Raw genomic sequence first — 25,014 nt, 5'->3', positions numbered from 1 at the left:
CGAACAAGTGGACGAAAAGGCGAAAATTATTAAAGAAATTTAATACTGAAATGTCAGGTATAATAGGAAAAAAAATTGGGATGACTAGCATCTTTGGGGCCGATGGACGTAACGTCGCATGCACATTGATAGAAGCTGGTCCTTGCGTTGTAACGCAAGTTAAGAACGAAGACACTGACGGGTATACAGCTGTACAGCTTGGTTACGGTGAGCGTAAAGAAAAGCGTACGACTAAAGCCTTGAAAGGTCATTTCGCGAAAGCGAAAACTACTCCTAAGCAACACTTAGTGGAATTTAGAGATTTCCGAGTTGAGTTTGAAGGAGGTGTAGAACTTGGACAAGAACTAAGTGTAGCAGATATTTTCCAAGAGGAAGATTTTGTTGATGTAATTGCCAACTCAAAAGGTAAAGGTTTTCAAGGCGTAGTAAAAAGACACAACTTCGGTGGTGTTGGACAAGCTACTCACGGTCAGCATAACAGACTGAGAGCACCTGGATCTATTGGTGGAGCATCTTATCCTGCGAGAGTATTCAAAGGAATGAGAATGGCTGGCCGAACTGGTAACGACAGAGTCAAAGTAACTAATCTTCAAGTATTGAAGATTATTCCTGAGAAGAATCTGATTTTAGTTAGTGGGTCTGTACCAGGACCTAAGAATGGAACTGTAATTCTAGAGAAATAGTCATGAAAGTATCCGTAGTAAACAGAAACGGTGAGGATACCGGGAGAAAAGTTGATTTGGCTAAGGACGTTTTTGGCATCGAGCCAAACGATCATGCTATCTATTTAGATGTTAAGCAGTTCCTAGCGAATCAGAGACAAGGTACTCACAAGTCGAAAGAAAGAGCAGAAATTGCTGGATCGACTAAGAAAATAAAGAAACAAAAAGGTACTGGTACCGCACGTGCGGGTAGTATCAAATCGCCTTTGTTCAGAGGTGGAGGAAGAGTTTTTGGTCCAGAACCAAGAGACTATTCTTTCAAGCTAAACAAGAAGTTGAAAACTTTGGCTAGAAAGTCAGCTTTGTCTTACAAAGCAACTGGAAAAAGTATTTCTGTTCTTGAAGACATTAGCTTCGAAGCACCAAAGACTAAGGAATACAAGAGCTTATTGACAAGTCTTTCTTTAAATAATAAGAAGACGTTGCTAGTATTAGCTGAAGACAATAAGAATGTTGTGTTGTCGTCTAACAACCTTCAGAAAACGAAAGTAACAACTGCAGATCAAATCAATACTTATGATTTGTTGAATGCGGACAACTTGATACTTTGCGAAGGTTCTATTGAAAAAATTCAGAACTTATTAACTAAATAAGAAGATGAGTATACTAAGAAAACCACTAGTTACCGAGAAAGTCTCTGCGCTTAATGAAAGTGGGAAATATGGCTTTATAGTTGATCAAAATGCTAACAAAGTTGAGATCAAAAAAGCAGTAGAGAAAACCTACGGAGTAACGGTTGAGAAAGTAAACACAATGGTTTACCAAGGCAACGCAAAGACTAAGTACACTAAATCGAAAGTGGTATCTGGAAGAACTGCTTCTTTCAAGAAAGCGATCGTGCAAGTGGCCGAAGGAGATATAATTGATTTTTACGGAGGAGTATAAATAGTTAGAAAATGGCTGTAAGAAAATTAAAACCGATGACGCCGGGTACCAGATATAGGGTTGCACCTGTATTTGATGAGATCACTAGCTCTACTCCGGAGAAATCTTTGACTAAAGCAGTTCACAGAAATGGTGGACGTAACAATTCTGGTAGAATGACTATCAGAAACGTTGGTGGAGGTCATAAGAGAAAATATAGAGCAATAGACTTCAAAAGAGAAAAGTTCGGAATACCGGCTACTGTGAAGACTATTGAGTATGATCCAATGAGAACTGCAAGAATTGCCTTGTTATTCTACGCAGATGGTGAAAAGAGATATATCATTGCTCCTGAAGGAGTGAAGGTTGGCGATACTTTATTGTCTGGCCCGGGTGTAGCACCAGAAGTGGGTAACACACTATTGTTATCTGAGATTCCTTTAGGTACAATCATCCACAATGTGGAGTTGAAGCCGGGTAAAGGAGCATCGATGGCAAGAAGTGCTGGAGCATACGTGCAATTGATGGCAAGAGAAGGTAAATACGCAACTGTAAAATTGCCTTCTGGTGAAATGAGATTAGTACTTGTTACTTGTCTGGCTACTATCGGAACCGTATCAAACGGTGACCACATGAACGTGAGATTGGGTAAAGCTGGTCGAAACAGATGGTTGGGTAGAAGACCTAGAGTAAGAGGTGTAGCAATGAACCCTGTCGATCACCCAATGGGCGGTGGAGAAGGTAAATCGTCTGGAGGTCACCCTAGATCTCGTAACGGTATCTTTGCTAAAGGTCAAAAGACCAGAGCACCTAAGAAATATTCTAACAAGTTGATCATTGGTAAAAAGAAGAAATAAGCAATGGGAAGATCTTTAAAAAAAGGACCTTATATAGATTTCAGACTTGAAAATAAAGTCGATGCCATGAATGATTCAGGCAAGAAATCAGTGATCAAAACTTGGTCAAGAAGGTCGATGATATCTCCGGATTTCGTAGGACACACATTTGCAGTACACAACGGAAACAAGTTTATCCCTGTGTTTGTAACTGAAAACATGGTAGGCCATAAGTTGGGCGAATTCTCTCCTACGAGAAACTTCCGAGGTCATATTAATAAAAAGGACAAAAGAAAATAATTAGCTGAACTATGGAAGCTGTAGCAAAACTAAAAAACGTACCTACCTCTCCTCGTAAGATGAGAGTGGTTGCTGATTTGGTAAGAGGCCAAAGAGTAAACCATGCATTAAACGTACTGAAGTTTGAGGCAAAGCAAGGTGCTGCTAGATTAGATAAATTATTATTATCTGCCATCTCTAATTGGGAAGCTAAAAACGAAGATCAGAAGCTTGAAGAAGCGGATCTATACGTAAAAGAAATTTTTGTAGATAGTGCAAGAATTTTGAAAAGGCTGAGACCTGCTCCGCAAGGAAGAGCGCACAGAATTAGAAAGAGATCTAACCACGTGACGTTGGTTGTGGATAGCCACAACGCAGAGAGCGAAGAAAAGAATACTGAAACTTCAGAAAACAAATAAGATGGGACAGAAGGTAAACCCTACAGGACTAAGATTAGGAATTGTTAAAGGTTGGGATTCCAACTGGTACGGTGGCAAGACCTTTCCTGACAAATTGGTAGAAGATACCAAAATCAGAAAGTATATCAAAGCCAGAATTCCTAAAGGAGGTATTTCTAAGATTGTAGTAGAAAGAACCATTAAAAGAATCACTTTGACAATTCACACGGCCAGACCAGGTGTTGTGATTGGAAAGGGAGGATCTGAAGTTGATAAGATTAAGGAAGAGTTGAAAGCATTTACTGGAAAGGATTTGCAAATCAATATTTTCGAAATCAAAAGACCTGAATTGGATGCGGCATTGGTTGGTGAGTCTATCGCTCAGCAATTGAAAGCAAGAATCTCTTACAGAAGAGCAATGAAGCAAGCAATCGCTTCTTCAATGCGAGTAGGAGCGGAAGGGATCAAAATCAAAGTGGCTGGCCGATTGGGCGGTGCCGAGATGGCGAGAACTGAGCAGTACAAAGAAGGTAGAATTCCTTTGCATACTTTGAGAGCTGATATTGACTATGCGATTTCTGAAGCGCATACGATCTACGGAAAGATTGGTATCAAAGTATGGATCTTCAAAGGTGAAGTGTACGGTAAGAGAGATTTATCTCCTAACGTAGGCATGAGCAACCAAGGTGCAGGTGGCGGAAACCGTGGCCCAAGAGGTGGCAATGAAGGTCCTAGAAGAAAAAGAAGACAATAATCCCTCACTCTAGAGGAACAAAATATTTAAGAGATGTTACAACCGAAAAGAACGAAGTTCAGAAAAAAGCAAAAAGGTAGAGTAAAGGGACTCGCACAGCGAGGTCACACTTTAGCCTTCGGTACTTTTGGAATTAAGTCCCTAGAGCCAGGTTGGATTACTAGTCGCCAAATAGAGGCTGCCAGGATTGCCATGACCAGAGCGATGAAAAGGGAAGGACAGGTTTGGATTAGAATATTTCCAGACAAGCCAGTAACAAAGAAGCCTGCTGAAGTAAGGATGGGTAAAGGTAAGGGTGCGCCAGAATACTGGGTAGCAGTCGTGAAACCTGGAACAATCTTATTTGAAGCTGCAGGTGTGAGCAAAGAGTTAGCTCAGGAAGCTTTGAGATTAGCGCAGCAGAAGTTGCCGTTGAGAACAAAGTTTGTTGTTAGAAGAGATTTTCAAGCACAAGGGTAATACCTATAAATAGAGGAAATTATGAAAAATTCTGAAATCAAAGGCTTATCGCTTGATGAATTGAAAGGCAAGCTTGTAGCTGAGAAAGAAAATTACGCAAAGTTGAAATTTGCGCATGCTATCACGCCAATCGAAAATCCTATGAGATTGAAAGAGGCTAAGAAATTGGTAGCAAGGTTAAGTACTGAAATCAGGGCTAAACAAATCGCCCAACAATAAGTTAGTTCGAGATGGAAGCCAGAAATTTAAGAAAAGAGCGTATCGGAAAAGTGGTAAGCGACAAAATGTCGAAAACTATCACTGTAGAGGTATTACGTAAAGTAAAGCACCCGATGTACGGAAAATTCATGATCAAGACAAAGAAATTTGCTGCTCATGATGAGAATAATGATTGTGGTATCGGCGATACTGTAAAGATCATGGAAACAAGACCTTTGTCTAAGAACAAAAGGTGGAGATTGGTTGAAATAATTGAAAGAGCTAAATAAGAGATGGTACAACAAGAATCAAGACTAAGTGTAGCGGATAACAGTGGTGCTAAAGAAGTACTATGCATCCGTGTATTAGGAGGAACCGGTAAGAGATATGCTTCTGTTGGTGACAAAATTGTTGTAACAGTAAAGTCAGCACTTTCTTCTTCCAACCTAAAAAAAGGTACTGTGTCAAAAGCAGTAGTAGTAAGGACTAAGAAAGAGGTAAGAAGAAAAGATGGCTCTTACATCAGATTCGAAGACAATGCAGCTGTATTGTTAGCAGAAAGTGGTGAACCAAGAGGTACTCGTATCTTCGGACCTGTAGCTAGAGAGCTTAGAGAAAAGCAGTTTATGAAAATTGTTTCATTGGCTCCAGAGGTGCTGTAATTTATCATAGCGTAGAAAAATTTAGATCATGAAATTTCACATCAAAAAAGGAGACACCGTTAAAGTACTTTCAGGAAACTCGAAAGGAAAAACAGGAGCTGTTCTTGAGGTATTTCCTTCAAAATATAGAGCAATCGTAGAAGGCTTGAATATGGTGACTAAACACACCAAGCCGTCGGCTGAAAGCCCTGAAGGTGGTATTAAAAAAGTTGAAGCATCTATTCATATGAGCAATTTAATGCTTGTGGATGCAGCGACTGGCGAAGCTACCAAGATTGGTAGAAAGCTAGACGAAAATGGCAAATTGCAAAGATTTTCAAAGAAAACAGGGGAGGTAATCAAAAATGGCTAATCCAAGATTAAAAGATATTTATGAGAAGGACGTAGTTCCTGCTCTTAAAGAGAAGTTCCAATACAAATCTGTAATGATGGTTCCTAAACTAGAGAAGATCTCTGTTAACAAGGGAATCGGAGCAGCTGTGTCTGATAAGAAATTGGTAGATGCCGGTGTTGAGGAATTAACTCAAATTACAGGACAGAAGGCTGTAGCCACCTTGGCTAAAACTTCAATCTCTAACTTTAAGTTGAGAGAAGGAATGCCAATCGGAGCTAGAGTAACATTGAGAGGAGACAAGATGTACGAATTCTTGGATCGTTTGATGACTGTAGCACTTCCTCGAGTAAGAGACTTTAGAGGTATCAAAGACAAAGGTTTTGATGGACGTGGAAATTACACATTGGGTGTAAAAGAGCAAATCATCTTCCCTGAAATCAGTATCGATAAAGTGAACAAGATTTCTGGTATGGATATCACTTTCGTGACATCTGCTCAGACTGACGAAGAAAGTTATGAACTACTTAAGGCGTTTGGAATGCCTTTCGTGAAGAAAAATAATAATTGATATGGCAAGAGAAGCAATAAAAGCCAGAGAAAGAAAAAGAGAAAGATTGGTAGCTAAGTATGCCGCTAAAAGAGCTGAATTGAAAGCAGCTGGCGACTACGAAGGTTTAGACAAACTTCCTCGAAACTCTTCTAAAGTTAGACTTCACAACAGATGTAAGCTTACAGGCAGACCAAAGGGATACATGAGAAAGTTCGGTATTTCTAGGGTTACATTCAGAGAGATGGCTAGCGATGGAAAAATTCCAGGTGTTACTAAGGCAAGCTGGTAAAAAGAGTTTTTAAAATATAAAATATTAACTAACTTTGCACCCCCGTAAAGAAATGGGGGTTAAAAGTATACTGTAATGACAGATCCGATAGCAGATTATTTAACAAGATTGAGGAATGCCATCAAGGCAAATCATCGAATCGTGGAGGTTCCTGCTTCTAACATGAAGAAGGAGCTCACTAAAGTGTTGAAAGACAAGGGATTCATTAAGAATTTTAAATTCGATGAGGATGGTGTCCAGGGGAAAATCAGAATTGCATTGAAGTACAATCCAGAGACTAAAGAGTCTGCGATTGTAAACTTGGAAAGGGTAAGTAAACCTGGACTAAGAAAATATGCTAAGTCTGACGCATTACCCAGGGTATTGAACGGTCTTGGAGTAGCCATTTTGTCTACATCCAAAGGCGTTATTACTGACAAAGAAGCCAGACAGCACAATGTGGGCGGCGAAGTATTGTGTTACGTTTATTAATTAGAATAAGATGTCAAGAATAGGAAAAAAGCCGATTACTATACCATCAGGCGTTGAGGTTACAATCAACGGCGGATCAGTTACAGTAAAAGGATCAAAAGGAACTTTGGCGCGAGAAATTGACACAGATTTCATTCTTGCCTTAGAGGATGGTGTACTTACAGTACAAAGACCAACCGAACAAAAAAGACATAAAGCACTTCACGGTTTGTACCGTTCGTTGTTATTCAACATGGTAGAAGGCGTAAGTGAAGGTTATAAGAAAGAATTGGAACTTGTAGGTGTAGGTTACAAAGCCTCTGTACAAGGTCAGATTTTGGAATTGAACCTTGGATATTCGCACAATATTTTCTTGGAAATACCTAAGGAAGTTAAGGCATCAGCTGAAACTCAAAAAGGTAAGAATCCAATAGTTACTTTGGAGTCATCGGATAAAGAGTTGATTGGTGAAGTAAGTGCGAAGATCAGATCCCTAAGAAAAATCGAGCCTTACAAAGGCAAGGGTATCAGATTTGTTGGTGAAATTATTAGAAGAAAAGCTGGTAAAACTGCTGCTAAATAATAGGAGACATGGCGATTACTAAAGAACAAAGAAGGCTAAGAATCAGAAGAGGTATCAGAAATAAGATTACTGGTACGGCTGAAAGACCAAGATTGTCTGTTTTCAAAAGCAATAAAGGCATATACGTTCAATTGATTGATGATGTGAGCGGTCACACATTGACAGCTACGTCATCTGCTGAGATTGGAAAAAACAATGTCAACATTGAGGTTTCTAAAGAAGTAGGGAAGAAGCTAGCAGAGAAAGCTACAGGTACTGGAATATCAGCTGTAGTATTCGATAGAGGTGGATATCCTTATCATGGAAAAGTTAAAGCTTTAGCAGAAGGTGCTAGAGAAGGAGGCCTTAAATTTTAATTGAGTTATGTCTAAGCAAAATATAAGAGCAATCAAAGCAAGCGAAATCGAATTAACTGAGAAAGTAGTTGCGATCAAAAGAGTTGCTAAAGTAGTAAAGGGTGGTAGAAGATTTAGTTTCTCTGCTATCGTAGTTGTGGGTGACGGAAATGGTGTTGTAGGATACGGATTGGGTAAAGCCAATGAAGTAACTGACTCTATTACTAAAGGAATCGACGACGCTAAGAAAAATTTGGTAAGAGTACCTGTTTTCAAAGGTACTGTGCCTCACGATGCAATCGGTAAGTTCGGCGGTGGACATGTATTGTTGAAGCCTGCTGCAACTGGTACAGGAGTAATTGCTGGTGGTGCGATGCGTGCGGTATTGGAGAGTGCTGGAGTACATGATGTACTAGCTAAGTCTAAAGGCTCATCAAACCCTCACAACGTGGTGAAAGCTACTTTCGATGCATTGAGCCAAATGAGAGATCCTTATGCTGTTGCTCGTCAAAGAGGAGTTGAATTGTCAAAAGTTTTTAACGGATAATAAGATGGCCAAGGTAGTTATTACACAAAAGAGAAGCGTCATAAAAAGACCTAACGATCAGAAGCTTACAATCAAAGCATTGGGTCTAGGTAAAATCAACAGATCTGTTGAAAAAGAATTGACGCCACAGATAGAAGGAATGATCAGAAAGATCAGTCACTTGGTTTCTGTTGAGAATAAATAATTTTAGAATTTTCTGAAATCATAGAAAGATGAAATTAAATACATTACAACCTGCAGAAGGATCGATTAAATCTGACAAGAGAATTGGTAGAGGTCAAGGATCTGGAAGAGGTGGGACATCTACAAGAGGTCACAAAGGTGCTAAGTCTAGATCAGGATATTCTAGAAAAGGTGGTTTTGAAGGCGGTCAGATGCCTCTATATAGACGTGTGCCTAAGTTTGGTTTTACTAGTCCTAACAGAGTTGAGACTAAGCCAATCAACTTAGATACGCTTCAAGCGCTAGCTGAGAAAACTAAAGCTTCTGCTATCACTGTTGAGACTTTGGTAGAAAATGGCTTAGCAGCTAAAAACGATATAGTTAAAGTATTGGGTAGAGGAGAGCTTAAAGCTAAGTTGGACGTTACAGTTCATCACTTTTCTAAAACCGCTATCGCTGCTATCGAAAAAGCAGGAGGCAAAGCAACAGCATTGTAATCTATGAAGAAGTTTTTTAGTACCATACGGAACATATTTACCATTGAAGATCTAAGGGTCAGAATACTGAATACAGTCGGTTTTTTAATCATCTTTAGACTGGGTTCATTCGTTGTTCTTCCTGGTATCGATCCTTCTAAATTAGACGACAACGTTGCAGGTATATTAGGTATATTAGATACCATGCTAGGAGGCGCATTTAGTAATGCGTCTATCTTTGGTTTAGGTATTATGCCTTATATCTCGGCTTCTATCGTTATCCAGCTATTAACTATGGCTGTTCCTTATTTTCAGAAGTTACAGAAAGAAGGCGACAGTGGTAGAAAGAAAATCAATCAAATCACAAGAGTACTTACCATTGCGATCACATTCGCTCAGGGTAGTGCTTATTTAGCTGGAGCTATTCCAGCTGATGCGATTGTTTTAGAAAATAAATTTTTGTTCACACTTTCTTCATTGACCATCCTTACAGCAGGTACTATCTTCTGTATGTGGTTGGGTGAAAGAATTACTGACAAAGGAATCGGTAACGGTATCTCCATGTTGATCATGATCGGTATCATCTCTAGATTCCCAGGTAGTTTGATGCAGGAAGCAGTGACTAGAGGAATGAGCGAAGCGCTTTTCTTCTTGCTTGAGATCTTAGCATTGTTCTTCGTAGTGATGGCAGTGGTATTATTAACACAAGCGGTAAGAAGAATACCGGTACAGTATGCTAAACAAGTGGTTGGTAATAAGGTGTACGGAGGTCAGCGTCAATACATTCCTTTGAAAGTAAATTCAGCTGGCGTAATGCCAATCATTTTTGCACAGTCTTTGATGTTCTTGCCTTCAATGGTAGGAGGATACTTCGCTGAATCAAGTGACGTAGCACAGTATGTAGCTACTACATTCTCAAACTTTCAGTCTTGGGAATACAACTTGACATTCGCAATCATGATCATGTTGTTTACTTTCTTCTATACGGCTATCTCGGTTAATCCAAATCAGATCGCTGATGATATGAAAAGAAATGGAGGTTTCATTCCAGGTGTTAAGCCAGGTAAAGCAACTTCTGAATTTATTGATACTGTGTTAACAAGAGTTACATTCCCAGGATCTTTATTCCTAGCAGTGGTGGCAATTATGCCAGCATTCGCTCAGATGGCTGGAGTTAATACAAACTTTGCTCAATTTTTTGGAGGTACTTCACTACTGATTATGGTTGGTGTGATATTGGATACGCTTCAGCAAATTGAAAGTTACTTATTGATGAGACACTACGAAGGCATGATGAAGTCTGGTAAGTTGAAAGGTAGATCTCAAAATATAGCAGTAGCATAATTTTAAATTAAGAATGGCAAAACAGGCTTCAATAGAACAAGACGGTACAATCAAAGAAGCATTGTCTAACGCAATGTTTAGAGTTGAATTGGAAAATGGGCACGAAGTAATCGCTCATATCTCAGGAAAGATGAGAATGCACTACATTAAAATCTTGCCTGGTGATAAAGTGAAAATGGAAATGTCTCCTTACGACTTGTCTAAAGGAAGAATCGTTTATCGTTATAAATAAAAATCGCTGATATGTTCTGACTGAGTAGATACTCAAGGAGGAATGTGTAGGTTTAAATAGTAGAAAAATGAAAGTTAAAGCATCCGTAAAAAAGAGAAGCGCAGACTGCAAAGTCATCCGCCGAAACGGTAAAGTTTACGTAATCAACAAGAAGAACCCTAGGTTCAAGCAAAGACAAGGATAATTATGGCTAGAATTGCAGGAGTAGATATTCCAGGAAACAAAAGAGGTGAGATTTCTCTTACCTATATTTTTGGTTTGGGTCGTAGTTCGGCACAAAAGATTTTGTCTGAAGCAGGCATAGACTGGAGCAAGAAAGTTGATGATTGGAGTGATGAAGAAGCGGGTGCAGTAAGAACGCTTATCAGTGAAAACTTCAAAGTAGAAGGTGTACTAAAGTCTGAAGTTCAATTGAACATCAAGCGATTGTTAGACATTGGATGTTACCGTGGGTTGAGACATAGAAAAGGTCTTCCAGTAAGAGGTCAGCATACTAAAAACAACGCTAGAACTAGAAAAGGAAAGAGAAAGACTGTTGCCAACAAAAAGAAGGCTACTAAATAATAATTGACGATGGCACAAAAAAGAAAAGATAAAGGAAGAAAAAGAGTAGTAGTGGTTGAGCCGATAGGCCAGGCACACATCAAAGCTTCGTTTAACAATATAATTATATCTATGACCAACTTGACTGGTCAGGTAGTGTCTTGGGCATCTGCAGGTAAAATGGGATTCAAAGGTTCTAAAAAGAACACGCCATATGCAGCTCAGGTAGCAGCTCAGGATTGTGCGCAAGCCGCATATGATCAGGGCTTGAGAAAAGTAGAGGTCTTTGTAAAAGGACCAGGTGCGGGTAGAGAGTCTGCCATTAGAACCATCCAAAATGTAGGTATCGAAGTAACAATGATCAAAGATGTTACTCCACTTCCTCACAACGGATGTCGACCACCTAAGAGAAGAAGAGTTTAATAATATTATAGAATTAATATAAAATGGCAAGATATACCGGACCCAAGACGAAAATAGCTAGAAGGTTTAACGACCCTATCTTCGGCCCAGACAAGACTTTGCAAAAAAAGGCGTATCCTCCGGGACAGCATGGCCGTGGTAGAAGAAGAAAGCCTTCTGAATATGCCATCCAGCTTGCTGAGAAGCAAAAAGCAAAGTACACTTACGGATTGCTAGAAAAGCAATTCTCTAACTTGTTCGAAAAAGCTTCTAAGAAAGGTGGTATTACTGGTGAAGTATTACTTCAGCTATTGGAGTCAAGATTGGATAACGTAGTATTCAGACTAGGACTTGCTCCTACAAGAAGTGCGGCTAGACAACTTGTCCTACATAAGCACGTATTGGTCAACGGAGAGTTGGTAAACATCCCTTCGTTTTCATTGAAAGTTGGAGATTTGGTTGCTGTGAGAGAGAAGTCAAAATCACTTCAGTCGATTACTGAAAGTTTGTCAAGAGGAGTAGTAAGCAAATATCCATGGTTGGAATGGGATTCTAGCCAATTGACGGGTAAATTAGCTGTGTTGCCAACTAGGGAAGAGATTCCTGAAACTGTCAAAGAGCAATTGATCGTTGAATTGTACTCTAAATAATAAATTTCCATAAATTTTATATTAAAGAATTAACTATGTCAATACTAGCATTTCAAATGCCTGAAAAGGTGGTGATGGAGAAGGCTGATGACTTTCATGGCTTATTTACTTTCAAACCACTAGAGCAAGGCTACGGTGTTACCGTAGGTAATGCATTGAGAAGAATTTTATTGTCTTCACTAGAGGGATATGCCATCACTGGTATCAAAGTTCCTGGAGTATTGCATGAGTTTTCTACAATGGAAGGTATTGTAGAAGATTTGTCAGAAATCATTTTGAACCTCAAAATGGTGAGATTCAAAAAGATTGCTGATGTGGCTGAAAGCAAAATTGTTGTTAGCGTATCAGGACAAAAAGAATTCAAGGGTAGTGATATCGGAGGAGCTACTTCAGCATTTGAAGTATTGAACCCAGATCACGTGATTGCTCACTTGGACGAAAAAGTGAAATTCGAGATAGAATTGACTATTGAGAAAGGTAGAGGTTATGTGACTGCTGAGGACAACAAACCAGCTGAGCAAATTTTCGGATTTATTCCGATCGATGCGATCTTTACTCCAATCAAGAATGTAAAATATTCTGTTGAGAACACAAGGGTAGAGCAAAAGACTGACTATGAGCAATTGATATTGGACATAGAAACAGACGGATCTATCCACCCAGAGAATGCTTTGAAAGGTGCAGCTAACATTTTGATACAGCACTTTATGTTATTCTCAGATCAGACGATGATCCTCGATACGCACGATGCGGGCGAGCCAGAAGCTGTAGATGAGGAATTACTACACATGAGAAAATTGCTTAAGACTAATCTTAACGATCTAGATCTTTCTGTAAGAGCTTACAACTGTTTGAAAGCTGCTGACGTGAGATCACTAGGAGATTTGGTAAGATTAGAGATTTCGGACATGATGAAGTTTAGAAACTTCGGTAAGAAGTCTTTGGCTGAGTTGGAGCAATTGGTAGCAGACAAGAACCTTACTTTTGGCATGGATTTGTCAAAGTATAAATTAGACGAAGAGTAAAAATGAGACACGGGAAGAAATTTAATCATTTGAGCAGAACAGCATCGCACAGAAATGCAATGTTGTCCAATATGGCTTCTTCTTTGATTTTGCATAAAAGAATTACTACTACTGTAGCTAAAGCAAAAGCTTTGAGAAAATATGTTGAGCCTTTGATCACTAGAGCAAAGGACGATTCAACACACTCTCGAAGAGTAGCTTTCTCTTACTTGCAAAACAAAGAATCTGTAACTACCCTTTTCGGTGAAGTAGCGGAAAAAGTAGCTAACAGACCGGGAGGATATACTAGAATCTTGAAAACAGGTGCTAGATTAGGTGACAACGCTGAAATGTGCATCATGGAGTTGGTTGATTACAACGAATTGATGTTGAAAGATGCGGCACCAGCTAAAGCTAAAACAAGAAGAAGTAGAAGAGGTAAAGGATCTGCGGAGAAAGCTGCTCCTGCTGTAGAAGCTACTGAAGCGGTTGTAGAAGATGCTAAGGTGGAAGAAGCACCAGCTGCTGAAGCACCTGAAGAAGTGAAAGCTGAAGCTGCTCCTGAAGCTCCAGAAGCGGATGCTAAGGAAGAGTCTGCTGAAGATTCTGAAAAGAAAGAAGATAAGGAATAAGTGATATTGTTCCATTAAAATATAAGCCATCTCGATTAGTTTCGGGATGGCTTTTTTTATGTCTAAAAAATCATAAAATTTGCGCTGATTTTAGCCCAGAGTTTGCACCAAACGAAATATGAAAATACAGGAAAAGAAAAAAGCTTATTTGTTACTGGCGGACGGCCAATGGTTTGAAGGTACATCGATTGGCAGCGAAGGTACAAGCGGTGGAGAGATCTGTTTTAACACAGGGATGACTGGCTATCAAGAGGTCTATACAGACCCTTCTTACTATGGACAGATTGTAGTAAACACCAATTCTCACATTGGTAACTACGGGGCAGTAGATAGAGAACAAGAATCTGATGGACCAAAAATTAAAGGATTGGTCATCAATGACTTCTCAGAAATGCATAGCCGATTTGAGGCGGATAATTCTCTGGATGAATATTTAAAAAAGCACAACATTGTTGGAATTGCTGATTTGGATACACGAAAGGTGGTAAAGAGTATTCGTAGTCAAGGCGCTATGAATGCAATTATCTCTTCTGATATCGCTGAGGTAGAGAAGCTGCAGGCTGAACTAGAGAATGTGCCTAGTATGAATCATTTGGAGTTGGCGACAAAAGTGACAACCAAAGAACCATACTTGTTAGGTGATGAGAATGCCGAATTGAAAGTTGCTGTATTGGATATTGGGGTAAAGAAATCCATCCTTACCAATTTGACAGATAGAGGCGTACAGTGTAAGGTATTTCCGGCGGAAACTCCGTTTGAAGAATTGAAAGCGTACAATCCAGATGGTTATTTCTTATCTAATGGTCCTGGCGATCCGGCAGAGATGGGTTATGCTATTGAGACAGCTAAGAAAATCATGGAAGAAGATAAGCCACTATTTGGAATCTGCTTGGGACACCAGGTGATTGCCTTAGCTAGCGGTGCAACTACTTTCAAAATGCATCACGGCCATAGGGGATTAAATCATCCAGTAAAAAATTTAATTACAGGGAGAAGTGAAGTGACTTCACAAAACCACGGATTTGCTGTAGACAGAGATTCTGTAGAGCAGTCTGATAATTTAGAATTGACACACATTAACTTGAATGATAACACAGTAGCTGGTATTCGTGTGAAAGGTAAGCCTGTATTTTCGGTACAGCATCACCCAGAGGCTTCTCCGGGACCACACGATTCTAGATACTTGTTCGACGACTTCATTCAATTAATTAATAAACACAAGAAAAAATGAGTTTGATAGAAAGTGTATTTGCTAGACAAATACTTGATTCAAGAGGAAACCCAACCATCGAAGTAGATGTAGTTACTGAAAGTGGCGTATTGGGCAGAGCGGCGGTTCCATCAGGAGCTTCTACTGGTGTAAACGAAGCGGTAGAATTAAGAGACGGCGACAAAGGCAAATACCTAGGTAAAGGTGTGTTGAAAGCTGTAGACAACGTAAACGATATCATTCAAGAAGAATTGATCGGTTTGTCTGTATTCGATCAAAAGTACATCGATCAGTTGATGATCAACTTGGACGGTACTGAGACTAAATCTAAGCTTGGCGCTAATGCGATCTTAGGCGTTTCTCTAGCGGTAGCAAGAGCGGCTGCTGAAGAGCTTGGCTTGCCACTTTTCAGATACATTGGTGGTACTAACGCACACACGTTGCCAGTGCCTATGATGAACATCATCAACGGTGGATCTCACTCTGATGCGACGATCGCATTCCAGGAGTTTATGATTCGCCCAGTTGGCGCAGAGACTTTCTCTGAGGCTATGAGAATGGGAGCGGAGACATTCCACGCATTGAAGAAAATTTTGCACGACAAAGGTTTGAGTACTGCAGTAGGTGACGAAGGAGGATTTGCTCCTGCTTTCACAGGCGGTACGGAAGAAGCTTTGGAGAGCGTATTGAGCGCGGTGAAAGCTGCAGGATATGAGCCTGGCAAAGACATCACTATTGCTTTGGACTGTGCGTCTTCTGAGTTCTTTGTTGACGGTAAGTACGACTACTCTAAATTCGAAGGACCTAACGGTAAGAAGAGAAATGCTGAAGAGCAAGTAGCTTACTTGGCTGAGTTGGTGGATAAATACCCTATTGATTCTATCGAGGATGGTTGTGCTGAAGAGGACTGGTCTACCTGGGCATTGTTGACTGAGAAAATCGGTGACAAGTGTCAGCTAGTAGGAGATGATCTTTTCGTGACTAACGTGAAGTTCTTACAAAGAGGAATCAACGAAAAGTCTGCTAACTCTATCTTGATCAAAGTAAACCAAATCGGAACTTTGTCTGAGACTTTGGATGCTATCGAATTGGCGCACAAAGCAGGCTTCACTGCTGTGATCTCTCACAGATCAGGAGAGACTGAAGATTCGACTATCGCAGACATCGCTGTAGCGACTAACGCTGGTCAGATCAAAACTGGTTCTTTGTCTCGTTCGGACAGAATGGCGAAGTACAACCAGTTGTTGAGAATCGAAGAAGAGCTAGGCGAAACTGCACGTTTCCCACAGGCTAAATAATATCTTCAACTGCCATTACTCGGCGAATGTCCGAGTAATCCGTTTGGAAAAACATCAAAAACCGCAGAGGCTTATCCTTGCGGTTTTTTTGTTCTTGCTGGATCAGCATATCTACTGAATGCCTAATATATTCCAGTATTTTCCGTACTTGTTAGTCTTGTGACTAACAAAACATCTAAGGCTTAAGAAAGACAGGCCTATATGGATGGTTTATTCAAGATTTCAAGTAAATAAGCTAACTTTCTGGGAGTAATTGATGCAGTCATATGAACTCAAAACCATGAAAAATACATTATTAATACTAGTATGTACTTTCCTGTTATTGGAAACTCAGGCGCAAAGTCTAATTGGGGCGTGGGAAGCTTTTTATACTGCGGAAAATGGAGAGGAGTTAAGGAACGTAGTGGTCTTTGCTGATGGTTATCAAGTAGCTACTACCTATCAAGTGGCTACCGGAAAGTTTGTAAATACGAACGGAGGTACGTGGAAGTTGGATGGAGATATCATGACCGAAAAAGTGGAGTTTCATTCGGAGAATGCTGCAAAAGTTGGTGGAGAGGTGAGCTTTGAAGTGAACATTTCTGATAACGAATTGGGGATAATTGGCATGGATAGAAAATGGCGTCGGATAGATAGTGGAGAACCCGGGAAATTGAAAGGAGCCTGGCTGATGTCTGGGCGGATAAGAAACGGTGAAACACAACTGCGAGATACCAGTAGACCAAGGAAAACTATGAAGATATTGTCAGGCACACGGTTTCAATGGATTGCCTACAATACAGAGACCAAAGAGTTTATCGGCTGTGGTGGTGGTACATATACGACTACTAACAATGAGTACACCGAAAACATCGAGTTCTTTTCAAAAGACGACTCCAAAGCGGGAATTAGTCTGAAGTTTAATTATGAGTTGATCGATGACAATTGGCATCATTCAGGTTTGTCGAGTAAAGGAGATCCAATCTATGAAATATGGAGCGTCAGGGAATAGACTCAAGTCTTTCCTCCATTTTATGCCCTTGTTGGCCTTGTGACCAACAAGCCACTGCAGCTACCGAATCGCATCGACAGTTTGTTGGAGACAACTCCAACAAAGGCAGAGTACTACGTCATATCGACCGAAGGGAGATATCCCCTGCGGCAGCGTAGGCTGATGGGGACTTCTCACATGCGTTCGAAGTGAAGAGGAAATCACCCCTGCTCCCGTCCCATTCGCTTAAAGAACTGTTTGCCTTTGGCCAGTAATGAAGAACGTCCACCTAATAGAAATTCATTGACTACTTCAGCCATTTCAATGCATCTCAAGTAGCCAAACGACTTATGGGCATTGTCTGTGACCCATTCTTTGTAGTTGTTTTCTACGAATTTACCAATTGGCTTTACGCCTCTCACATTTTCTACATAGTAGTCGGCCAAATTGTAGTGAGCACCGATGTTGTCTTCTTTGTCGCAGAAGCTGTACCAATTGTCCACACCTTCTGGCGTAGGAGGAAAAGCTTCTTCGTCTTCATCGAATGGAAGATGATGATCCTTCATGATATTTTCTCGAATCAGCGGCAGGCCCATGGGAGAACCTAACGCTATAAAATATTTCACCTTAACTCGATGCTTAAGAGATAGCAGGACATCATAGGTGATAATGGATCCCATGGAATGAGCGACTATTAGGATATCCTTTCTTTTATTTTTTAGGAGTAATTTGATGAATCGACTTCTTACTTTATTTCTGAAATAGTCCTCAAACATCTGTTCATTTTTCGGAATCTCTTCATTGTAATAGGTGTCCAAATCTTTGAATCCAATTTTAACAATGGCGTTAAAAGGCTTTCTAAATTTATTCAATCCTATTTTGCTCAAAAAAACAATTTCTTTGATGTACTGAATCAAATTTTTAAATATTTGGATAAGGCCTCTTTTGGCTTTTACCTTCAATTGTTTTTCGGAAATGTAGGGTTCGTCGATATGCAAAGGGTCATCAGGATCTTTGGCATTTAAGCTCAAGGGAGTAGGGTAGAGTAGGTCCGCCCAGTACATCATCTTGAAGTCGAATTTGGTGGGGCTTCCTTCGATTTTGGAAAGCCCCTCTTCGATAGATCTTCGCCACCAGTGTGTCAACAACTTCTTGGGTGGCTTGTTGCTCAGACCATGAATGCCGATGACTAATGTCCTACGTTTCCTAGAGAATATATTTTTTAGCATGGATATGCCTGCGAACTTTAATTTTGAATGATAACGAAGATGAAGGCCATCTAGTCGATATGGCTAAAATAAAATTTATTAGGGTTAAGGAGGTAAGAAAAGGCCAATAAAAAAGCCAGTCACAAGTTGTGCTGGCTTTTAAATATTGTTGGCCTCTGTTAATTAACTAGCTTTCTCAATCCACGCTTGCACATCTTCCAATGATGGATTCTTCACTTCTTTCAGTTTCAACTTCTTACGCGTACCGCATACATCGTTAAATAGCTTACTGTCCTTCGCGTCAGCGAACTGTTCCTTAGTCACCATACCCAGTTTCTGAAGGATAGGGATTAGCTCTTTAGCAACACCCAGTTCTTCGTACTGTCCAGAAGTTAATGCTTCGATTTTCTTCTCAGGCTTCATCTGAGGAAAGAACAGTACATCCTGGATGGAGTTAGAGTTAGTCATCATCATCGTCAGACGATCAATCCCTACTCCCAATCCTGCCGTTGGAGGCATTCCGTATTCTAGCGCTCTCAAGAAGTCTTCGTCAAGTACCATAGCTTCGTCGTCTCCACGTTTGCCTAGCTCTAGTTGCTCTTCAAATCGCTTTCTTTGATCGATCGGATCGTTAAGCTCGGAGAAAGCATTGCAAATTTCTTTACCATTAGCAACCGCCTCAAATCGCTCTACCAATCCTGGTTTGCTCTTGTGCTTCTTAGCAAGTGGTGACATTTCCACTGGGTAGTCTGTAATGAAAGTTGGCTGGATCAGCTGACCTTCGCATTTCTCTCCGAAAATTTCGTCGATCAATTTGGCTTTACCCATAGACTCATCTGTAGGTACGTCTAGTTTTTTAGCCGTTTCTCTCAATTCATCTTCTCCCATTTCGGAGATGTCGATGCCGGTGAAGTGTTCGATGGCTTCAAACATCGTATATCGTTTCCAAGGTCTTTGGAAATTGATCATGTTTTCTCCTACTTGGACTTCTGTAGTGCCGTGCAGGTCCATGGCTACTTTTTCAACCATTGCCTCTGTCAAGTCCATCATCCATTCGTAGTCCTTGTAGGCTACGTAGAGCTCCACTTGCGTGAATTCTGGATTGTGGAATCGAGACATGCCTTCGTTTCTAAAGTCTTTGGAGAACTCAAAAACACCATCGTAGCCACCCACGATCAATCGTTTCAAATACAATTCGTTGGCAATACGCAAATACAAAGTCATGTCGAGCGTATTGTGGTGCGTTTTGAACGGACGTGCCGCTGCACCGCCATATAAAGGCTGGAGAATCGGAGTCTCTACTTCTAAGTAGCCTTTCTCAGCTAGGAAATTTCTCATGGAGTTAACCAGCTGTGTACGTTTTACGAAAGTGTCACGAACTTCTGGATTCACGATCAAATCCACGTAGCGCTGTCGGTATCTCAATTCTGGATCGGTGAAAGCATCATACGTTTTCATGTTGCCTTCTTCGTCCTTAGCTTCCTTCACGATTGGAAGTGGCTTCAAAGATTTGGTCAACAATTTCAATTCTGTCACATGGATAGAAATCTCACCTACTTCGGTAGTAAATACATATCCTTTGATGCCAATGATGTCACCAATATCCATCATCTTTTTGAACACAGTATTGTAAAGTGCTTTATCCTCATCTGGACAGATATCATCTCTTCTAAGGTAGATTTGAATTCTACCCGTGGAGTCCTGAATTTCAGCGAATGAAGCGGACCCCATGATTCTTCTGGTCATTAATCGTCCAGCGATAGAAATGGCCTTATAGTCCGTCTTTCGTTTTTCGTAGTTTTCGTGAATGTCTTTAGTAGTCACGTTCACTTCGAAAGTGTCAGATGGATAAGGGTCAATGCCAGATTCGATCAATTTTTCTCTGATCTGACGTCTGTTAATTTCCTGTTCGCTTAGAATCATTTTGTAATTTTTTAGAAGCCGCAAAATTAAAGTAAAATAGACGATTGGTGAAGGATTGGGATGGGATGTTTATTCAGAAATCGTTATCATTGATAAGAAAAACAACATTGTCATGAGAAAAATTGATCAGCTTCTTTCGGAGTACGGTGAGAGTCACCAAAATCCAACCAACAAATTAATCCACTGGATATGTGTGCCAGCTATTTTTTGGAGTATTGTCGGTCTGTTTTGGTCTATTCCAAATGACTGGCTGGTGGTAATTTTTTCAAAAACACATAGTCCTTTTTTGAATTGGGCAACTATCGCGCTGATGGCCGTTTTGATGTATTATTTCACTTTGTCTTTTTCGCTATTTGTAGGAATGGCTGTTGCCGTCATGGGCTTTTTGTATTTGACTTTGTTTGTTGAGCAACTGGGTATAGCTCCAGTATGGCAAATAAGTATTGCTGTGTTTGTTATTGCCTGGGTCGGACAGTTTTATGGTCATAACGTAGAAGGGAAGAAGCCTTCATTTCTAAAGGATGTGCAATTTCTTTTGATTGGTCCTGCCTGGCTGATGCATTTCATTTACAAAAAAATAGGATTGCCCTATTAAAGCAATCCCTGATCATTAAACCGTTCGTAAATTTCGTTATTCAGCGCCACTCCATGGAGGGGTAATGTCATTCACTCTGGCATAGGCAATCAACTGGCCTTTGTGCTCGTAGCTATGTGTGGCAATAATCATGATCAGTGCCCTTTTGGAGAAAGTGCCAAAGGGCAACTCCACCATTTCATCCATTTGCTCATCGCTTACGCTGGCCACGGCATCAGATGAAAAAGCATAGGCATCATTTACGTACTTTAAAATTTCAACTTTATCCGTTGTCGCTTTTTCGATGCCCTGCGGGTCGATACCCTCTGGCATTGGAGTACCCAATGCGCTGGATAGCATATACGTAGATCCGGCAATGTGCAAGATGGTTTCAGATACACTGCGCACGCCTTCGCCTGGTCTCCAGGTCATTTTGTCTTGTGGAAACACGTCGATCAGTTTTACAATTTGATCCAGACTGTAGTTCATTCCGCCAGCAAATTCTTCCTGATAAGTAGTGGGCTTGGGTGTCTCCTGAGCTTGGGCCAAAAATGGTGCAAGGATGAAGAGATAGATTAACTTTTTCATAAGTTTAAATTTGGTTTGATTGAAAACATTTTTAGTTCAGCTACTATGAACGATTGTTCGTAATAAGAGTTAGCTTTTGCTTAACCTTTTTTAGAATTGAATTTATGACGAAATATGTAGCCCTTTTAAGGGGAATCAATGTAAGTGGACAGAAATTGATCAAGATGGATGCGTTAAGGTCTTCTCTGGATAAACTTGGGTATGAAAATATCCAAACCTATATCCAGAGCGGCAATATTGTATTTGAATCTTCTGAGACCGACCAGAAAAACTTGGAAAGTCAAATCCACAATAACATCGAAGATACTTTTGGCTTTGATGTGCCTGTTATTGTTCGTTCTAAAGAAGAATGGACAGAGACTTTTAGTAATAATCCATTCATAAATGATTGCAATGAAGAGATCACCAAGCTTTATGTAACCATTCTTGCTGAAGAGCCCAGTGAAGAGAATATTAAAGTATTAGAGGACTTTCATTCAGGGCCAGAGGAGTTTACAAAAGTAGGCTTAAATTTGTATTTGTTTTATGTGAATGGCGCAGGCAAGTCCAAGCTTGACCACAATACCATAGAGCGGAAATTAAAAGTAAAAGGCACTTCGAGAAATTGGAAAACTACGACCAAGCTTATGGAAATGCTGGATGTTTAAGTCCATTCCACCAGCGCAATTTCTGCTGGAATACCCCATTCTTGAAAATGTTCTAGCCAAAACAATTGTTTCTCGGACAAATTATCATTGGGAGATTTGACTTCAAAAAAGGAATATTCCTTTTCTTTCCAAACAAATAAATCAGGAAAACCGGTAGATCGGTTTTTAGGGTCGATGGCCATTTCGGCCAAAAGAGATTTGATTTGTTTCAGTTTGGCAAAAGCCAAGAACTGCCACATCGCTTCTATCATGCTTTTCTCCCAATGTACAAAAGGATTGGAAATACCATAGCGCAATTGAGCACTTGTCTCTAGTATTTTTGAAAGTTGTTTCTTTGATTTTGTGTTTTGAAGCTTGTTAGCTATAGCTTTTTTACGTTTTTTGTAAAAATCTTTGTCATAGATGTCTGACGGATTTCGCTGCAACGGCTGATGCAGGCTGTTGTATTTTGGGTCGAAGATTTCCTCCCAAAAGAACAGTCCGAACACATTTCTACATATAGAATTTTCAGAGTGATAACCTTGGTAGCCTTCGGTTTCGAAATGGACCAATGCACCCTGCTCCACACGATTTTGATAGCTGGCGTCAACTGGAATAGTAATACCTTCTTTTTGTCTAAGCGTGGTCGTCTTAAGTTTCTTGTCAAGTTTGTTGAGTACATCCTGGGCGATGTAATACTCTTTGTTGTCGTTTGGGTCTTCCAGTATTTGTTTGGCCTGAGCCAAAGATTTATCAAAATCTTTTTGCTTGTTGTAGATCCGTATCCTTCGTTCTCTTAGCGGAGAGGCAGATGAAAGATGATATAACTCTAAAGCTTCATCGAAATATTTGTGTTTCTCAAGGTGGTAGCCCACTTTGTGCAGTAACTTGTCAGCTCGTTGTTTGGCTTTATCCATATTCAGGAAATAGCCGATTTCAATCGCTGTAAACCATTCATACACATCTAAAGGTGAAACCGCATCTTCCAACAAATAAAACTCTTTATTTAGTTGAGATAGTTGCCTAACGGCTTCTGCTTCTTCTCTGGAGTCAAATGAAGTCCCCAATTTAGACTCGTCTATTTCCATAAACTTGGCATGGCCGACATCCCGTATAACAAAGTCCGACATGTCCCCGTTGTTGTGTCCAAAGAAAAATAACTTCACCATATCCAACTCCTCACGAGCGCCCTGGGTAATAATAGAATCGGTGTAGAAGGATTGTTGCAGCATTTCAGTGTCACAGCTCTCAAGCAAATTCAAGATCAGCTCATCCTTTTTTAGTTTCTTATTGACCTCAACATCCAGCGGCTTAACGATCTGAATAATTTCAGGCTTGTTATAAATGTTGATGAGTTGAAAGCATTCGTCGACCTCAAGCGAAGGTTTACTAACTAGAAAATTACGATCCAACAGTTCTTCGTGGGCGTCGTCTAGATTAATGATTTCGGGATAAATCAATTTTTCTTTTCTGAAAAACTGCCCTTTTCTATTGCTAACTCTTACATATAGACACTGGCCATCTTCTGATAGTGTTGTGAAGTTGGTGATAAACGCTATTTCAGCGTCCGAAAGCAGCGGTTCATACTTGTCTATGACAAAATTGAGGACGTATTTAAAATTGTCCAGGTAGTACTTTTCGGGCAGTATAATTTTGTCATTATTAGCCATGTCTGGCAAAAATAGAAGCAAGTAGTACCTTTTTTTGTTTTCCTACGTTTTATTTGACACGCAAATCTCTGAAATGATAAATTACTATCACATCTTGGGTGTTTCTTCTAATGCGACTGACGCAGAGATCAAGGCCGCATTCAAATCGAAAGCATTGAGCTACCATCCGGACAAGCACGCAGGAGATAAGAACATGGAAGAGTTGTTTAAACAAGTGAACGAGGCTCATCAGGTGCTTTCCAATCCATACAAGAGATCCAAGCATGATATGATGTTGAAGTATGGAGCATCTACTCACGGGATTGCTAATCCAATTTACAGAAGGACCTATCCTCCTCAAAGAAGAGAAAGGTATTACACTCCCCAAATGAGTAACTGGAAGGCGACGGCCTATGCCTTTCTATTTGCGTTTTCAGTAGCGTTGATCATTACTACTGGAATGTATCTCAACAAGCAGTATGAGGAGCGTCAGAAGGAAGAGTTGTTGGCTGGAAGAAGGACGGTATTCAACAAAGTGAAATCTATTCATAATAGGGGAGATTTGGAACAAAGCCTTCAATTGATCAGCGGCATGGGGTCCTTTTGGTATGAGGAACAAGATATGAAGGATTTTAAGGACGGTTTGTTGAAAGAGATCAAAGACAAGGGTGATGATTTTTTATCCGCAGGCGAATATGAGGAAGCTATCAATCACTATGACTTGCTCAAAGACTATTCTGTAAGCAACACCATTTCTTATCTCAAAAAAATGGCTGCGGCTTATCAAGGAATGGGTGAAATCGGTAAAGCTTTAGAGATGTTTCAGATGATGCATTTGTATGGGTACCGAACGACCAGTTTTTACCTGGAGATGGGAATGCTTTATGAGGATGGTATGAAAGATCTGGAAATGGCCTTAAACTATTATCAAATTGGAGCGGACTTGGCGTCTTCCGAATACGAGGTGACGATTGGTAGTGCCTACCCCATTGTGATCAATGCGAGTATGGTTCCGGCGTCACACTACGACATCTATATGAAAGTGGCCCAGACTCACTTGGATTTGAGTCAATATCAGCAAGCTGTGGATGCAGTCTCTTGGACCAAAGAAATTTGGGACGATAGTTTGTGGCAATATCGGATTGAAGGACAGGCTTTACAAGCCATGGGCAGATCGTCTGCAGCGAGGCGAGTTATAGCTGAAGCCAAAGCAATTGATCCCAATTTTAGACTCGACGTAGACTCATACGACCGTTAGTCAAA

Annotated in this window: 38 protein-coding genes; 34 read left to right on the top strand and 4 right to left on the bottom strand. The window is 40.3% G+C overall.

From position 1 onward, the window contains the following. Positions 1-50: 50 nt before the first annotated feature. From rplC to R8N23_RS17195, 31 genes are all read left to right on the top strand, one after another. Positions 51-683 (top strand): 50S ribosomal protein L3, encoded by a 633-nt coding sequence (gene rplC / locus R8N23_RS17345; RefSeq protein ID WP_318172869.1) that lies wholly within the window; start codon positions 51-53, stop codon positions 681-683. A gap of 2 nt (positions 684-685) precedes the next feature. Then, a complete protein-coding gene (gene rplD, locus R8N23_RS17340) occupies positions 686-1,315 on the top strand; it encodes a 50S ribosomal protein L4 (RefSeq protein ID WP_318172868.1) in 630 nt (209 codons plus the stop codon). A 4-nt stretch (positions 1,316-1,319) separates the two neighbouring features. Then, positions 1,320-1,607, top strand: a complete 288-nt coding sequence (gene rplW, locus R8N23_RS17335; RefSeq protein WP_318172867.1) for a 50S ribosomal protein L23 — start codon at positions 1,320-1,322, stop codon at positions 1,605-1,607. Between the two features lie 11 nt (positions 1,608-1,618). After that, positions 1,619-2,443: a 50S ribosomal protein L2 gene (gene rplB / locus R8N23_RS17330; protein ID WP_318172866.1), complete on the top strand. Its 825-nt coding sequence runs from the start codon at positions 1,619-1,621 to the stop codon at positions 2,441-2,443. A 3-nt stretch (positions 2,444-2,446) separates the two neighbouring features. Beyond that, entirely contained in the window at positions 2,447-2,722 is a 276-nt protein-coding gene (rpsS, locus tag R8N23_RS17325) for a 30S ribosomal protein S19 (protein WP_084373620.1), read from the top strand. An 11-nt stretch (positions 2,723-2,733) separates the two neighbouring features. Further along, the gene (rplV, locus tag R8N23_RS17320) at positions 2,734-3,120 is read left to right on the top strand and encodes a 50S ribosomal protein L22 (protein WP_318172865.1); all 387 of its coding nucleotides are present in this window, start codon (positions 2,734-2,736) and stop codon (positions 3,118-3,120) included. 1 nt (position 3,121) lies between these two features. Further along, on the top strand, positions 3,122-3,853 hold the full coding sequence (gene rpsC, locus R8N23_RS17315) for a 30S ribosomal protein S3 (protein ID WP_318172864.1): 732 nt from the start codon (positions 3,122-3,124) through the stop codon (positions 3,851-3,853). Between the two features lie 33 nt (positions 3,854-3,886). After that, on the top strand, positions 3,887-4,312 hold the full coding sequence (gene rplP, locus R8N23_RS17310; protein ID WP_084373623.1) for a 50S ribosomal protein L16: 426 nt from the start codon (positions 3,887-3,889) through the stop codon (positions 4,310-4,312). A gap of 21 nt (positions 4,313-4,333) precedes the next feature. Further along, on the top strand, positions 4,334-4,531 hold the full coding sequence (rpmC, locus tag R8N23_RS17305) for a 50S ribosomal protein L29 (RefSeq protein ID WP_084374008.1): 198 nt from the start codon (positions 4,334-4,336) through the stop codon (positions 4,529-4,531). Positions 4,532-4,542: 11 nt separating this feature from the next. Continuing rightward, entirely contained in the window at positions 4,543-4,800 is a 258-nt protein-coding gene (gene rpsQ / locus R8N23_RS17300) for a 30S ribosomal protein S17 (RefSeq protein WP_318172863.1), read from the top strand. A gap of 3 nt (positions 4,801-4,803) precedes the next feature. Next, the gene (gene rplN, locus R8N23_RS17295; protein WP_318172862.1) at positions 4,804-5,172 is read left to right on the top strand and encodes a 50S ribosomal protein L14; all 369 of its coding nucleotides are present in this window, start codon (positions 4,804-4,806) and stop codon (positions 5,170-5,172) included. Between the two features lie 28 nt (positions 5,173-5,200). Next, complete coding sequence (gene rplX / locus R8N23_RS17290) at positions 5,201-5,524, top strand: 50S ribosomal protein L24 (RefSeq protein ID WP_318172861.1); 324 nt, start codon at positions 5,201-5,203, stop codon at positions 5,522-5,524. Further along, on the top strand, positions 5,517-6,074 hold the full coding sequence (rplE, locus tag R8N23_RS17285; protein WP_318172860.1) for a 50S ribosomal protein L5: 558 nt from the start codon (positions 5,517-5,519) through the stop codon (positions 6,072-6,074). Before rplX ends, rplE begins: the two co-directional genes overlap by 8 nt. 1 nt (position 6,075) lies before the next feature. After that, positions 6,076-6,345, top strand: coding sequence for a 30S ribosomal protein S14 (rpsN, locus tag R8N23_RS17280; protein ID WP_318172859.1), 270 nt, complete (start codon positions 6,076-6,078; stop codon positions 6,343-6,345). 75 nt (positions 6,346-6,420) lie between these two features. Continuing rightward, positions 6,421-6,816, top strand: a complete 396-nt coding sequence (gene rpsH, locus R8N23_RS17275) for a 30S ribosomal protein S8 (protein ID WP_318172858.1) — start codon at positions 6,421-6,423, stop codon at positions 6,814-6,816. Between the two features lie 10 nt (positions 6,817-6,826). Beyond that, positions 6,827-7,378: a 50S ribosomal protein L6 gene (rplF, locus tag R8N23_RS17270; RefSeq protein ID WP_318172857.1), complete on the top strand. Its 552-nt coding sequence runs from the start codon at positions 6,827-6,829 to the stop codon at positions 7,376-7,378. 8 nt (positions 7,379-7,386) lie between these two features. Beyond that, positions 7,387-7,734 carry a 50S ribosomal protein L18 gene (rplR, locus tag R8N23_RS17265; protein WP_318172856.1) on the top strand — a complete coding sequence of 116 codons (348 nt, stop codon included), beginning with the start codon at positions 7,387-7,389 and terminating at the stop codon, positions 7,732-7,734. Positions 7,735-7,741: 7 nt separating this feature from the next. Further along, positions 7,742-8,260 (top strand): 30S ribosomal protein S5, encoded by a 519-nt coding sequence (rpsE, locus tag R8N23_RS17260; RefSeq protein WP_318172855.1) that lies wholly within the window; start codon positions 7,742-7,744, stop codon positions 8,258-8,260. Positions 8,261-8,264: 4 nt separating this feature from the next. Next, positions 8,265-8,444, top strand: coding sequence for a 50S ribosomal protein L30 (gene rpmD, locus R8N23_RS17255; RefSeq protein ID WP_318172854.1), 180 nt, complete (start codon positions 8,265-8,267; stop codon positions 8,442-8,444). Positions 8,445-8,472: 28 nt separating this feature from the next. After that, positions 8,473-8,919: a 50S ribosomal protein L15 gene (gene rplO, locus R8N23_RS17250; protein WP_318172853.1), complete on the top strand. Its 447-nt coding sequence runs from the start codon at positions 8,473-8,475 to the stop codon at positions 8,917-8,919. A 3-nt stretch (positions 8,920-8,922) separates the two neighbouring features. Next, complete coding sequence (secY, locus tag R8N23_RS17245; RefSeq protein WP_084373635.1) at positions 8,923-10,242, top strand: preprotein translocase subunit SecY; 1,320 nt, start codon at positions 8,923-8,925, stop codon at positions 10,240-10,242. A 13-nt stretch (positions 10,243-10,255) separates the two neighbouring features. After that, on the top strand, positions 10,256-10,474 hold the full coding sequence (infA, locus tag R8N23_RS17240; protein ID WP_073122829.1) for a translation initiation factor IF-1: 219 nt from the start codon (positions 10,256-10,258) through the stop codon (positions 10,472-10,474). 67 nt (positions 10,475-10,541) lie between these two features. After that, complete coding sequence (gene ykgO / locus R8N23_RS17235) at positions 10,542-10,658, top strand: type B 50S ribosomal protein L36 (protein ID WP_073122828.1); 117 nt, start codon at positions 10,542-10,544, stop codon at positions 10,656-10,658. A gap of 2 nt (positions 10,659-10,660) precedes the next feature. Next, complete coding sequence (gene rpsM / locus R8N23_RS17230; RefSeq protein WP_084373636.1) at positions 10,661-11,038, top strand: 30S ribosomal protein S13; 378 nt, start codon at positions 10,661-10,663, stop codon at positions 11,036-11,038. A gap of 9 nt (positions 11,039-11,047) precedes the next feature. Further along, on the top strand, positions 11,048-11,440 hold the full coding sequence (rpsK, locus tag R8N23_RS17225) for a 30S ribosomal protein S11 (RefSeq protein WP_084373637.1): 393 nt from the start codon (positions 11,048-11,050) through the stop codon (positions 11,438-11,440). A gap of 23 nt (positions 11,441-11,463) precedes the next feature. Beyond that, the gene (rpsD, locus tag R8N23_RS17220) at positions 11,464-12,069 is read left to right on the top strand and encodes a 30S ribosomal protein S4 (RefSeq protein ID WP_318172852.1); all 606 of its coding nucleotides are present in this window, start codon (positions 11,464-11,466) and stop codon (positions 12,067-12,069) included. Between the two features lie 35 nt (positions 12,070-12,104). After that, a complete protein-coding gene (locus tag R8N23_RS17215) occupies positions 12,105-13,094 on the top strand; it encodes a DNA-directed RNA polymerase subunit alpha (RefSeq protein WP_318172851.1) in 990 nt (329 codons plus the stop codon). A gap of 2 nt (positions 13,095-13,096) precedes the next feature. Beyond that, positions 13,097-13,705, top strand: coding sequence for a 50S ribosomal protein L17 (gene rplQ / locus R8N23_RS17210; RefSeq protein ID WP_318172850.1), 609 nt, complete (start codon positions 13,097-13,099; stop codon positions 13,703-13,705). A 118-nt stretch (positions 13,706-13,823) separates the two neighbouring features. Then, positions 13,824-14,936, top strand: a complete 1,113-nt coding sequence (gene carA / locus R8N23_RS17205) for a glutamine-hydrolyzing carbamoyl-phosphate synthase small subunit (RefSeq protein ID WP_318172849.1) — start codon at positions 13,824-13,826, stop codon at positions 14,934-14,936. Further along, positions 14,933-16,213, top strand: coding sequence for a phosphopyruvate hydratase (gene eno / locus R8N23_RS17200; protein WP_318172848.1), 1,281 nt, complete (start codon positions 14,933-14,935; stop codon positions 16,211-16,213). The genes carA and eno overlap by 4 nt, the downstream gene beginning before the upstream one ends. 280 nt (positions 16,214-16,493) lie before the next feature. Then, the gene (locus R8N23_RS17195) at positions 16,494-17,204 is read left to right on the top strand and encodes a membrane or secreted protein (protein ID WP_318172847.1); all 711 of its coding nucleotides are present in this window, start codon (positions 16,494-16,496) and stop codon (positions 17,202-17,204) included. 200 nt (positions 17,205-17,404) lie between these two features. On the opposite strand, the gene R8N23_RS17190 is transcribed toward R8N23_RS17195, so the two are convergent. Then, positions 17,405-18,412: a lipase/acyltransferase domain-containing protein gene (locus R8N23_RS17190; RefSeq protein WP_318172846.1), complete on the bottom strand. Its 1,008-nt coding sequence runs from the start codon at positions 18,410-18,412 to the stop codon at positions 17,405-17,407. 162 nt (positions 18,413-18,574) lie between these two features. Further along, positions 18,575-20,314: a lysine--tRNA ligase gene (gene lysS / locus R8N23_RS17185; protein ID WP_318172845.1), complete on the bottom strand. Its 1,740-nt coding sequence runs from the start codon at positions 20,312-20,314 to the stop codon at positions 18,575-18,577. 112 nt (positions 20,315-20,426) lie between these two features. Here lysS and R8N23_RS17180 point away from each other — a divergent pair, with 112 nt between their 5' ends. After that, positions 20,427-20,909 (top strand): DUF962 domain-containing protein, encoded by a 483-nt coding sequence (locus R8N23_RS17180; RefSeq protein WP_318172844.1) that lies wholly within the window; start codon positions 20,427-20,429, stop codon positions 20,907-20,909. Positions 20,910-20,945: 36 nt separating this feature from the next. Here R8N23_RS17180 and R8N23_RS17175 read toward each other — a convergent pair whose 3' ends face one another. Further along, positions 20,946-21,476, bottom strand: a complete 531-nt coding sequence (locus tag R8N23_RS17175; protein WP_318172843.1) for a DinB family protein — start codon at positions 21,474-21,476, stop codon at positions 20,946-20,948. 104 nt (positions 21,477-21,580) lie between these two features. On the opposite strand from R8N23_RS17175, the gene R8N23_RS17170 reads away from it, so the two are divergent. Next, positions 21,581-22,123 carry a DUF1697 domain-containing protein gene (locus R8N23_RS17170; RefSeq protein WP_318172842.1) on the top strand — a complete coding sequence of 181 codons (543 nt, stop codon included), beginning with the start codon at positions 21,581-21,583 and terminating at the stop codon, positions 22,121-22,123. On the opposite strand, the gene R8N23_RS17165 is transcribed toward R8N23_RS17170, so the two are convergent. Beyond that, complete coding sequence (locus R8N23_RS17165) at positions 22,120-23,772, bottom strand: VRR-NUC domain-containing protein (protein WP_318172841.1); 1,653 nt, start codon at positions 23,770-23,772, stop codon at positions 22,120-22,122. The genes R8N23_RS17170 and R8N23_RS17165 overlap by 4 nt on opposite strands. 73 nt (positions 23,773-23,845) lie before the next feature. Between R8N23_RS17165 and R8N23_RS17160 the strand changes: the two genes are divergently transcribed. Further along, complete coding sequence (locus R8N23_RS17160; protein WP_318172840.1) at positions 23,846-25,009, top strand: J domain-containing protein; 1,164 nt, start codon at positions 23,846-23,848, stop codon at positions 25,007-25,009. Positions 25,010-25,014 lie beyond the last annotated feature (5 nt).

Origin of the sequence: Reichenbachiella sp. (genome assembly GCF_033344935.1) — a bacterium.
Taxonomy (GTDB): domain Bacteria; phylum Bacteroidota; class Bacteroidia; order Cytophagales; family Cyclobacteriaceae; genus Reichenbachiella.
This window is presented reverse-complemented; position numbering and strand designations above follow the sequence as displayed.